The organism is Methanoregula sp., assembly GCF_003170075.1.
Lineage (GTDB): Archaea > Halobacteriota > Methanomicrobia > Methanomicrobiales > Methanospirillaceae > Methanoregula.
In genome coordinates, this window is the sequence record NZ_PMZU01000055.1 from 1 (window position 1) to 10,567 (window position 10,567).

Sequence of the window (10,567 nt, forward strand, 5' to 3'; positions counted from 1 at the left end):
ATTTCGCAACGTCACGATCAAAGAAAATATTTTTCCCCGATGCCGAGAGCGGGATCGCAAATGCCGCGGTGCAGTCTTTCCCGAGCAGTCCCAGGCTGATGGCGGTCGATCCTGCGCTGTACATGATCCGGTTGTCCACGTTGTGGATCTGTGCGGTTTTTACCGCTGAACCAACGGCAATCCCAATATCTGCCATCCTTACCGCGCAGTTGGGCCCGGCAAAGGGAGCGGTACGCTTTTTTGCTGCTGCACTGTGTGCGGATTTTGTGAATGCCGCACAGGAGGCATACCCGCATGCCCCGCAGTTGATCCCGACGGCCTGCTTTCCCAAAACACCGACAAGGACGCAGGCATCGCTTGCGGCAATGTTCTTTGCATCGCGCAGGAAGAAGCCGGCGTTTTCGTGCGTCTTTCCGTACGTGGTCATTGCGCGCGAAAGTTTCTTTAATTCCGACGTTATGAGCACACGCACGAGGATCGTATCCTGTCCTTTTGCTTTTGGTGCGGTGCGGGCTGCAAGCGCCATGAGCCCGGCGACTGCGGTCACTGCTGTTTTCTCAACAGTCATACGTGTGTATGGGAGACTGCCGGGAGATAAAGGCGCAGGGTTTGTGGGGTGGTGCGCGGCAAAAAAAAAGTCAGGTGTTTTTGCCCGGGTGGTTTTACAGTCGGTATTTACTTATGAGACCCTGAATGCGACGCCGTCAAACACGGCTACCGCCCGGTCGCCTTCGTACACCATGACGCGGTACGTCTCGCAGGTCCCGTTTGCAGCGACCCGTTCCGCGACCGCAGCGAGCCGGTCTTTGCCTTTCACTGGTACGAGGTACTGGATGTGCACGGATACTGCCGTGTAGTGGTTCGTCCCGCAGTTGGATGCGATGCCAAAGGCATGGTCGGCAAGCGAGAAGACGGCGCCACCGTGCGCGGTACCGTGCGGGTTAAGTTTTCCGGCACAGTCCATCTCGACGCGTGCATAGCCGTTACGGGCCTCGGTGATGTGCATGTCCAGCAGGCGGGCAAATGCACTGTCTTCGAATGCCGCTATATGATCGCTCACGGATACCGACGGTTGTTCGTCCGGCGTTTTTTTGGTGCTGGTCATAAGCGTTCCGCACAAAAGGGACTGCCGGCCCTGCGGTCACTTGTATTTTTTCTGGGTGTAAGCATACTTCTGTGTCTCCCCCCCATGGGCGACGATATAGATCCACTCGTAGAGCGATTTGAGCGTGCCATATTGCTGATACCGACGCATGGAGAACCCGACCTTTAATTTCCCGTCAAATCGGATCTTCCCCTCGTCTTTCATGCGCATCGCGACTTCGATGTCGTCACCGGCATCGATGCACCGGTACATACCGGCTTTGATAAATGCATCTTTACGGAACGCGGTGTTGCAGCCGAGTGTGTAATAGAAGGTCTGGCTGTAGTACCCGATACGGGAGAAAGTGTTTGCCATAAGAAGCGAGAAATGGTTGCCGACACTGTCCTCAATGGGGTAGACCGGGCCATAGACCTGCACGACTGCCGGATCAGCAAAATCGTCCCTGACGCGCTCGATCCAGTCCGGCGGGAGGATGCAGTCGGCATCGGTCGATGCGATGATATCGCCTTTTGATGCCATGACTCCGTCGTTTCTCGCCCCGCCGACTTTCTTGCTGGTCTGGATAAAGACCATGTCGGCATACTTCCGGGCAATCTCACAGGTCTTGTCTGTTGACCCGCCGTCAACAACGATAATCTCGTAATCGCTTTTATTGACTGTCTGGTGCGAGAGCGAGACAAGGCACTGGGCGATATTTTCTTCTTCGTTAAATGACGGGATAATAACGGATATCATGCGGGTTCTTTTAAAACTCCTGTACTTTTTTTACGCTGTCGGATTATAAGCGTGATGCCCGAGTGAATGGGAAAAAAGGTCAGGCAGGATACGATTTTATGAAATCCAGCACGCTCCTTATGCAACCATCCATGTTGAGGTACTCGAACTGGGCAAACCGGCCGACGAGCGGAATGCCGAGCGAGCGGCAATAGTCCCGGAGAACGCCAATATTTTTCTGGTATTCTGTATCGTACACCACGTAGGCAAACGGCTGGCGCACGACCGAGGCCGAGACGATCCGATCCGGCGTTAGAAGGTTCATTTTGGTGAGCGTGCCGGTGACCTCGGCGATGAGATCCTCATCGGTCATTTGTGCTACACTGTCGCCGGGCTGATGGGTGATCTCAGCGAGGATCGCGCTTGAGCCCTCCGGCGCCACGTGCCGGCTGTATCCCGAGGGAAACGAAATCCGGTTAGTCTTCCCGAGCGCCGGGTCGGGGATGTAGAGCCACGAATAATCCGGGACGCTCCCGCGAAGGCCGATGTTGACGCAGACAAGCGAGTTATACGTGAGGGTATCGCAGGCCTCCTCTACTGCCGGCGGTACGTCATCAAGTGCCGCGATCAGGTGCTGGATGGGGATAGTCGAGATGATGCGGTCTGCTTCGATCGACTCCGTGCCGCTGCTGATGAGCCACCGCTCCCCCTGTTTTTTAATCGAACGGATCCGAAAATTTGTTTTAATGTAAGGCGCCACCGGCCGTGTGATCGCTTTTACGAGCGCTTCGATCCCGCCGTCAAGCGGGTAGGAGAAGACCGACTGGTGGGTGTACCCTTCGGTCGGGATGCCGATTGCGGATTTGATCACGTCATCGACCGGCGGCCGTGGGATGCGTCCGTCCACCCAGTGCAGGGACATTTTTTCGGTCGGGTACTTCCAGATCTTCTCGTTGTACGGCACCATGTAGCATTCGGCGATCCCTTTCCCGAACGTGTAGTAGATCCAGTCGCGGAACGTTTCCGGTGCCGGGAGGTCGCCTTTTTCCACAGCAATAAGGGTCTTCACGAACTCGCTGATGCAGAAGAACCGGTCCTCTGCGGGCAGGTCAGAAAGGCCGTTCTCAAAAGGATATTTCACGTACCGGCCCTTGTAGAAGATTTTCGTGTTCCGTGCGTTCTGCTGCTCGTTCCCGGCAATCATCTGCCGCATGAAAGTGAGCACTTCGGTGTCCCGCGAAAAAATGATGTGCGAGCCGCCGGTATCGAACGTGAACCCGTTGTCGGTCCGCGACCGGCAGAGCCCGCCGTATGCCGGCTCTGCTTCAAGGACAACAAGATCTGTGCCTTTATCGTGCAGGAGCCGGGCCAGCGTCAGGCCGGATAATCCGCCCCCGAGAATTGCAGTTTTCACTTCCCAAGTGTTGGCGGGCTGAATTTATAAAAATACACCGTTACCGGTAAAAAAAGATTATTTCTTTCCTTTTTTCTTTCCCATAATCCCTGAGAAGATTCCGCCGGTTTTGCTGTCATGGCCTTCAAGATCAGCAAGTTTCTGGTAGAGTTCTTTTTGTTCACCGGATATTCCCTTAGGGGTAACGATCTTCACCCGTATAAGAAGATCCCCGGGTTTTCCGCGCCGTTTTACACCCTCACCAGCGATCCGAAGCGCGGTACTGTACTGGATACCGGCCGGGATCTTCAGGTCGATGTGGCGCTTGTCGATGGTTTCGATCTCAACTGTCGTCCCGAGTACTGCGAGGGCCGGTGTTATCTCCACGGTGGTCTCAAGGTTATCGCCCGTGCGTTCAAAGCGTTTGTGAGGAAGGACATACATCTCGATAAAGAGATCCCCGTTAGAGGCACCGTAATCCCCGGCCTCACCATAACCTTCCATACGCAGTCGCATCCCGCTGTCCACACCTGCAGGGATATGGACTGAGACCTTCCTCTTTACCCGGGTGTGCCCGGTACCATGGCAGTTGCGGCACTGCCGTTCCGGGATCTTGCCCCGGCCGCTGCACATCGTGCAGGGGGTCATCCGGACAAACTGGCCGAATACCGACTGTGCAGTCTGGCGCATCTGTCCGCTGCCACCGCAGTGCGGGCAGACATTTGTCTTTTTTGTCTCGCTACCAGATCCCGCACATGCAGGACAGGCCTCGCTGTGCAGGACTTCAATCTCCTTGTCAGCTCCTGCCACCGCCTCTTCAAGCGTGAGCTGCATACGCATTAAGAGATCGGCACCTGGTTGCGGGCCGGACCTGCGCTGATTCCCGCCAAAGAAGTCAAAGATATCCCCGAAACCGGAGAAATCAGACGAGAAGCCACCGGTCCCGTGTCCACCCGCTCCAGTATAGGATCCTTTCGAGGCATTGGTGTAGGTCTCGTGACCCATGTTGTCGTACTGCGCCCGTTTCTGGGCGTCGGAAAGTACGCTGTATGCCTCATTTATCGACTTAAACTTTTCTTCGGCTCCCGGATCCTTGCAGACATCCGGGTGGTACTTCCGGGCGAGGTTGCGGTACGCTTTCTGGATCTCCTTCTCATCGGCTGACCGTGGTACGCCGAGGACGTCATAATAATCGCCCGAGCCCATGGATGCTCACTCGTCTTTGACTTTGTAATCTGCATTGACGACGTTATCGTCCTGTTTCTGTTCCGGTTCGGCGGACGTTGGGCCGGCGCCGGCTCCTGCACTGCCGTCAGGCTGCGGGCCCTGCTGTTTTGCCGCATTCTCGGCCTGCATCTTCTGGTAGATCTTCGTGGTCGCGGCGTAGACGGCTTCGGTAAGTGTCTCCATGGCCTTCTTGATCTCATCCGGGTTGTCCGTAGAAAGTGCGGTCTTTACGGCTGCAACACCTTCTTCTACCTTCTGCTTGTCGGCAGCTTCAATTTTGTCGCCGCTCTCCTTGAGCATCTTTTCTGCAGTAAAGACTGCCGTGTCTGCCTGGTTGCGGACCTCAATCTCTTCCCGCTTTTTCTTGTCATCGGCCTCGAACTGCTTGGCCGCGTTCATCATCTTCTTGATATCTTCGTCCGAGAGTTTTTTATCTCCTTTAATGGAGATTGCCTGCTCGTTACCGGAACCGAGATCCTTTGCCGATACGTGGATGATACCGTTTGAATCGATATCAAACGTGACCTCGATCTGCGGGATGCCCCGTGGGGCAGGCGGGATACCGGTCAGCTGGAATTTGCCCAGTGTGAAATTATCCTTTGCAAGAGCGCGTTCACCCTGCACGACATGGATCTCGACACTGGTCTGACCGTCTGCGGCAGTCGAGAAGATCTGGCTTTTTCGGGTCGGGATCGTGGTGTTGCGCTCGATGAGTTTTGTGGCAATACCTCCCAGTGTCTCGATCCCAAGCGTGAGCGGCGTCACGTCAAGGAGCACGATGTCCTTGGTCTCACCGGTCAGCACGGCACCCTGGATGGCGGCACCGAGAGCCACACACTCGTCAGGGTTTAAGCCCTTGTCTGGTTCCTTGCCCAGTAATTTTTTTACGGTCTCTACAACGAGCGGGATACGGGTCGAACCACCGACAAGGAGTACGTGGTCGATGTCTTTTGCCATCAGTTTTGCATCGCTTAGTGCCTGGTTGACCGGCCCGACCGTGGATTCCACAAGGTCTCCAATCAGTTGTTCGAGCTTTGAACGGGTAAGATCGATATTCAGGAACTTGGGACCGGCAGCATCTGTCGTAATATAGGGAAGGTTGATGTTTGTTGTCTGGCGCTGGGAGAGCTCGATCTTTGCGTTCTCTGAAGCGTCGCGCAGGCGCTGCATGGCGAAGATATCGTTTTTGAGATCGATGCCCTCCTTCTTTTTGAACTCCTCAACAAGGTAATCCGTGACCAGTTTATCGAAATCGTCGCCGCCAAGATGGTTGTTACCAGCAGTGGATTTTACCTCAAAGACTCCATCGCCGAGCGTGAGGATCGATACATCAAACGTACCGCCGCCGAGATCATAGACAAGGACCGTGGCATCCGCTTCCTTGTCGATGCCGTAGGCGAGGGCGCTTGCGGTAGGCTCGTTGATTATACGCAGGACTTCAAGGCCGGCGATCTTTCCAGCATCCTTTGTAGCCTGTCTCTGGGCATCGTTAAAGTATGCCGGGACAGTGATGACCGCTTTTGTAATCTTCTCACCAAGATATGCCTCCGCGTCAACTTTCATCTTCTGGAGGATCATCGCGGAAATTTCCTGCGGTGTATACTCCTTATCGTCGATTTTTACCTTTTCCGAGGTCCCCATCCTACGCTTGATGGACTGGATTGTATGCTTGGGGTTGGCCACGGCCTGACGTTTTGCAAGGCTTCCAACCAGGCGCTCGCCCTCTTTTGTAAATGCGACAACTGATGGGGTTGTTCGTGCTCCTTCACTGTTGGGGATGACAATGGGTTTACCAGCCTCCATGATTGACATACAGGAGAAGGTGGTCCCAAGGTCGATACCTAATATCTTCTCGTTTGCCATTCTGTCAGTCCTCCTTTATGTTTGTATTTTAAGATTTTTCAACTGTTGCCTTATCATATGAGTTTTGTCCTCTGGATACAGCAACTTTTGCGTAACGGATCACTTTTTTGTACATCCGGTACCCGGGAGACACGACATCGACTACCGTTCCTTCTGCTTCGTTTGATGGAATGTGCGCGATCGCGTCATGCTCTCCGGGATCAAATGATTTTTTCAATGCATCTATGGGTGTGATACCATGCCGTTCGAGAATCCCGTAAAGCAGTTTCTGGATTTGTTCAACGCCAGTGCGGAGATGCTTGTCATCACTTTTGAGCGCCCGCTCCAAGTTGTCCACGACCTCCAGGATATCAACTGCAAAACGCTCGTTTGCATGTTGTATCCTGTCCTCGTGATCACGGGCAGTCCGCTTCCGGTAATTATCAAAATCCGCTGCAAGCCTGAGATACCGATCATTTAAGTCATCATACTTTTTCTTCTGCTCCGCGAGTTCATCACGAATCTGAAGTGGTGGCGATACCGGTGTTTCCGGCACGGGAATGGTATCGTGATCTTCCATAGTTCATCCCATTCGATGTTCCAATATCTATTGCATTGTGGTTCTATATAATTTTTTGGTAAACGCCAACGACTGTATCTGCTAAAATCAAAGGTTTTTGGATAAGAGGGGGGATGAAACGGGGAATTTCTTTTATTCGGCACATGAAACGGTCTTTGTTGCGGTAAAAAAGAGCCTGTACAGTTCTTTTTCATCATCTGGACATTTTTTGTAATGCGAGAAAAATATGCCGGTACCTTATTGTATCCATTTTCGGATATTCTGGTGAGATCTCTAGGTACAGCATACCTTTTTTGGCATTTATCTGCATATACTAGTTCATGAAATGGGCGCTTCTTTCGGTATGGGATAAATCAGGGATTGTCGAACTGGCACAGGGGCTGGTCAATAACACGTACAGTCTCCTGAGTTCTGGCGGGACCGGAAAAGCGCTTGCAGAGGCCAATATCCCGTTTACCGAAGTATCGAATTATACGGGGTTTCCCGAGATGATGGATGGAAGGGTCAAGACGCTTCACCCCAAGGTTCACGGGGGTCTCCTGGGACGGCGCCAGATTGACGAGGCGGTGATGGCCAGGTACGGGATCAACCATATCGATCTGCTTGTTGTGAACCTGTACCCGTTCGAGAAGATGTCAGGGCAGTCCATGTCACTGGACAAACTGATTGAATATATCGATGTCGGTGGGCCGGCAATGATCCGTGCAGCGGCTAAAAATTTTAAGAACGTTGCGGTTGTGGTTGATCCGGCTGATTATCCTGCAGTGATTAAAACCATCAGCGGTGCCGGTTTCTCTCCGGAACAGCAACTGATGTTCGCCAAAAAGGCGTTTGCCCGGACTGCGGCCTACGATGCGGCCATCAGCAATTACCTGTCCACCATGGATATGGCATTCCCGAACACCCTCTCACTCCAGTTTACCCACGGGAGGATGCTCCGGTACGGAGAGAACCCACATCAGCAGGCGGCCGTATACGGTACCGAAGGTGTTGCCGGTGCAGAACCATTGCAGGGCAAACAGATGTCGTACAACAATTATCTCGATGTCAATGCCGGCACTGCCCTTTTAGCGGAATTTGAGGATCCGGCGGCCGTGATAGTCAAGCACAACAATCCCTGCGGCGTTTCGATCGGTGCGGATATTCTCGATGCCTACCTGACTGCCCGCGATGTCGATCCGGTATCAGCGTATGGCTCGGTTGTATCGCTTAATCGCGAAGTGGACAAAAAACTTGCAGAAGCAATCGACTCTACTTTTGTTGAAGTTGTTGTCGCGCCATCGTTTACACAGGAAGCCCTCGACACCATGAAAAAGAAAGAGAACATGCGGGTGCTCATCCTCCCGGAGCGTGTGAATGCGGATGAAGTGCGTACTATCGATGGAGGCATCCTTGTCCAGCGGACCCCTCCCTATAAAGAGAACTGGAAGGTGATCACTGACCGCGACCCGACGACCGATGAGATGCAGGCACTCCGGATCGCGTGGAAAGTCTGCAAGCACACCAAGAGTAACACGATCATCTTTGCTGATCAGAAGCATACCCTTGGGATCGGTGCCGGACAGATGAGCCGGGTCGATTCGGCAAAGATTGCGATCGAGAAAGCCTGCGCCCCGCTCTCAGGGTCCGCAGTTGCATCCGATGCGTTCCTCCCTTTCCCTGATACCCTTGAGGTTGCGGCAAAGGCCGGTGCCACCGCACTGGTTCAGCCCGGTGGTTCCATCCGGGACAAGGAAGTTATTGAAGCGGCAAACCGGCTGAATATGGCCATGATCTTTACCGGCGTGAGATATTTCAGACACTGAAAATTTTTTGGTATTTTCCTGTTTTAAGCCAGATTTCAAGATAAATTTATATTCTGCGAAGTTGTCATACCTGATTTAAGTCGTTTGTGGCTGGGACAGTCATGGATGATGAGAGAATGAATCATTGTGGTGAATGCAATGGATTACGGAAACATGATCGGGGACTCTTTTACCTATGTAAAAGAGGGTATCATTGATAAAGTGAACAAGTGGCTGCTCCTGATTATCGCCACGCTTATTCTGACAATTCCCCTGATGGGATATATCATGAACGTTTACCGGGGAACCAAACCTGCGCCCGAAGTCGATGGCTGGAGCAAGCTCTTCGTTGATGGTATCCTTCTCTTCATTGTCGGAATCATCTATGCAATCCCTATCATCATATTGGAATTCCTTGTTATCGGTGCAACCTTTGCGACTAAACTCGGAAGTAACCCGACGGCAATGATGACCAGCCTTGCAGGTGCCGGTATCCTTGCGGTTATCTTGATCATTGTTGCCATTATTATTGGCCTGATCTCGCCTATCGGGATTATCCGCTTTGCACGAACCGGGAAATTCGGTGAGGCCTTTAATTTCGGTGAAATTCTTGCCACTATCAAAAAGATCGGCTGGCTTTCCTATATCCTTGCACTCATTATTGTTGCAATAGTAGTCGGTATCCCGGTACTCATCCTCTGGTTTGTTCTCATAGCACTGATGATTGCCCTGCCGCTTGTCGGACCGGTCATTACAGTACTCATCCTTCTCGTGGTGATTCCGGTTGTCGCAGTGTTTGAAGCACGGTATATTACTCAGGTCTATGACAGTGCTGGCACAGCATAATCCCATTTTTTACAGGATATATGCAGGATCCGTTTCCTAATCAGTTTTTTCGAAGATATTCTTTTATCGTTGACATTCCAACAGTTGAAGAATACAGGGTATTGGTTATGAGTTTTGGTACAATGCTTGACGACTCATTCTCCTATGCAAAGGCAGGAGTATGGGGGAAATGGAAACACTGGCTGTTTCTGATTATCTGCCTGATAATTTTTCCTCTGATCCTTGGCTATATGGTTCGGATATACCGTGGGGAAAAGCCTGCCCCAGAACTTAAGGAATGGGGCACGCTTTTTATTGACGGGCTCAAACTGCTTGCCGTAAGCCTGATCTATGCGTTGCCGATCATCCTGCTCGTTATTGCAGCATTCCTGCCACTTATCTCGACATTCATCTCAGCCGGTGCACTCTCCGTGGACTTTGCTGCAATGACGGAAGCACAGACGGAACAGTGGATGACATCGCATCCACAGATCCTGTCAGCAATCGGGACGATGTTTATCCTCCTGCTCGTCGCTGTCATCATAGCAATCGTCATTTCTATCTTCTCGTTTATTGGATCTGTCCGGTTTGCCCGGACAGGGAGGATTGGCGAGGGTTTCAACTTTTCAGAAATCCTCGCCCAGATCCGCCGGATTGGCTGGTTCACCTATATTGCGGCCCTTATCATTATTGGAGCTACCGGTGTTATTTTCTGGTTGTTGCTTCATATCTTCTCGCTCATACCGGTGATTGGTCAGATCGTATACTTGATCGTCGTGATTGTGCTATACCCGCCGTTTGTTATGTTTACCAGCCGCTATGCGGCGCTGGTCTATGAGTGTGGCGAACCTGCATCCGCAACGGTGCCGGCAGAACAGCCCCCAACGCAGGGTAACATCTGAAAATTTTCACTTTTTTTCAAATCAAAATTTTGAACCTAAAGAAAAAGAGCCGTCGGAATACAACTATAGTTATGATAAGGAAAAACCGGCTCCTTGCTATTTCGTATGGATAAGTTAAATCATTGATTTACCTTTGATTTAGTTGCTCGATCCGCCGCGGGGCTTCCTACCGGGGGCGGCGGGGTCCATCGTAAC

Annotated in this window: 10 protein-coding genes; 3 read left to right on the plus strand and 7 right to left on the minus strand. The window is 52.1% G+C overall.

Features of this window, described 5'->3' with window-relative positions; genetic code table 11:
- The 7 genes from QZN75_RS07200 to QZN75_RS07230 form a co-directional block, all read right to left on the minus strand.
- On the minus strand, positions 1-568 hold a 568-nt coding region (locus tag QZN75_RS07200), incomplete at its 3' end, for a ferredoxin domain-containing protein (protein WP_292426684.1).
- 111 nt (positions 569-679) lie between these two features.
- On the minus strand, positions 680-1,105 hold the full coding sequence (locus QZN75_RS07205; RefSeq protein ID WP_292426686.1) for a hotdog fold thioesterase: 426 nt from the start codon (positions 1,103-1,105) through the stop codon (positions 680-682).
- Between the two features lie 36 nt (positions 1,106-1,141).
- Positions 1,142-1,840: a glycosyltransferase family 2 protein gene (locus tag QZN75_RS07210; protein WP_292426688.1), complete on the minus strand. Its 699-nt coding sequence runs from the start codon at positions 1,838-1,840 to the stop codon at positions 1,142-1,144.
- A gap of 79 nt (positions 1,841-1,919) precedes the next feature.
- On the minus strand, positions 1,920-3,233 hold the full coding sequence (locus QZN75_RS07215) for an NAD(P)/FAD-dependent oxidoreductase (RefSeq protein WP_292426691.1): 1,314 nt from the start codon (positions 3,231-3,233) through the stop codon (positions 1,920-1,922).
- A gap of 57 nt (positions 3,234-3,290) precedes the next feature.
- Positions 3,291-4,418, minus strand: coding sequence for a molecular chaperone DnaJ (gene dnaJ / locus QZN75_RS07220; RefSeq protein WP_292426693.1), 1,128 nt, complete (start codon positions 4,416-4,418; stop codon positions 3,291-3,293).
- Between the two features lie 6 nt (positions 4,419-4,424).
- A complete protein-coding gene (dnaK, locus tag QZN75_RS07225; RefSeq protein WP_292426696.1) occupies positions 4,425-6,302 on the minus strand; it encodes a molecular chaperone DnaK in 1,878 nt (625 codons plus the stop codon).
- A gap of 28 nt (positions 6,303-6,330) precedes the next feature.
- Positions 6,331-6,861, minus strand: a complete 531-nt coding sequence (locus tag QZN75_RS07230; protein WP_292426699.1) for a nucleotide exchange factor GrpE — start codon at positions 6,859-6,861, stop codon at positions 6,331-6,333.
- Between the two features lie 320 nt (positions 6,862-7,181).
- Here QZN75_RS07230 and purH point away from each other — a divergent pair, with 320 nt between their 5' ends.
- The 3 genes from purH (at position 7,182) to QZN75_RS07245 (ending at position 10,372) form a co-directional block, all read left to right on the plus strand.
- A complete protein-coding gene (gene purH / locus QZN75_RS07235) occupies positions 7,182-8,666 on the plus strand; it encodes a bifunctional phosphoribosylaminoimidazolecarboxamide formyltransferase/IMP cyclohydrolase (RefSeq protein WP_292426702.1) in 1,485 nt (494 codons plus the stop codon).
- Between the two features lie 138 nt (positions 8,667-8,804).
- The gene (locus QZN75_RS07240; protein WP_292426705.1) at positions 8,805-9,491 is read left to right on the plus strand and encodes a DUF4013 domain-containing protein; all 687 of its coding nucleotides are present in this window, start codon (positions 8,805-8,807) and stop codon (positions 9,489-9,491) included.
- Positions 9,492-9,598: 107 nt separating this feature from the next.
- Positions 9,599-10,372 (plus strand): DUF4013 domain-containing protein, encoded by a 774-nt coding sequence (locus tag QZN75_RS07245; protein ID WP_292426709.1) that lies wholly within the window; start codon positions 9,599-9,601, stop codon positions 10,370-10,372.
- The last annotated feature ends 195 nt before the right edge of the window (positions 10,373-10,567 follow it).

Coding starts and splice junctions, on each gene's coding strand:
- QZN75_RS07240 (WP_292426705.1), top strand. CDS start 8,805: ATGGATTACGGAAACATGATCGGGGACTCTTTTACCTATGTAAAAGAG.
- QZN75_RS07205 (WP_292426686.1), bottom strand. CDS start 1,105: ATGACCAGCACCAAAAAAACGCCGGACGAACAACCGTCGGTATCCGTG.
- purH (WP_292426702.1), top strand. CDS start 7,182: ATGAAATGGGCGCTTCTTTCGGTATGGGATAAATCAGGGATTGTCGAA.
- QZN75_RS07230 (WP_292426699.1), bottom strand. CDS start 6,861: ATGGAAGATCACGATACCATTCCCGTGCCGGAAACACCGGTATCGCCA.
- QZN75_RS07210 (WP_292426688.1), bottom strand. CDS start 1,840: ATGATATCCGTTATTATCCCGTCATTTAACGAAGAAGAAAATATCGCC.
- QZN75_RS07245 (WP_292426709.1), top strand. CDS start 9,599: ATGAGTTTTGGTACAATGCTTGACGACTCATTCTCCTATGCAAAGGCA.
- dnaJ (WP_292426693.1), bottom strand. CDS start 4,418: ATGGGCTCGGGCGATTATTATGACGTCCTCGGCGTACCACGGTCAGCC.
- dnaK (WP_292426696.1), bottom strand. CDS start 6,302: ATGGCAAACGAGAAGATATTAGGTATCGACCTTGGGACCACCTTCTCC.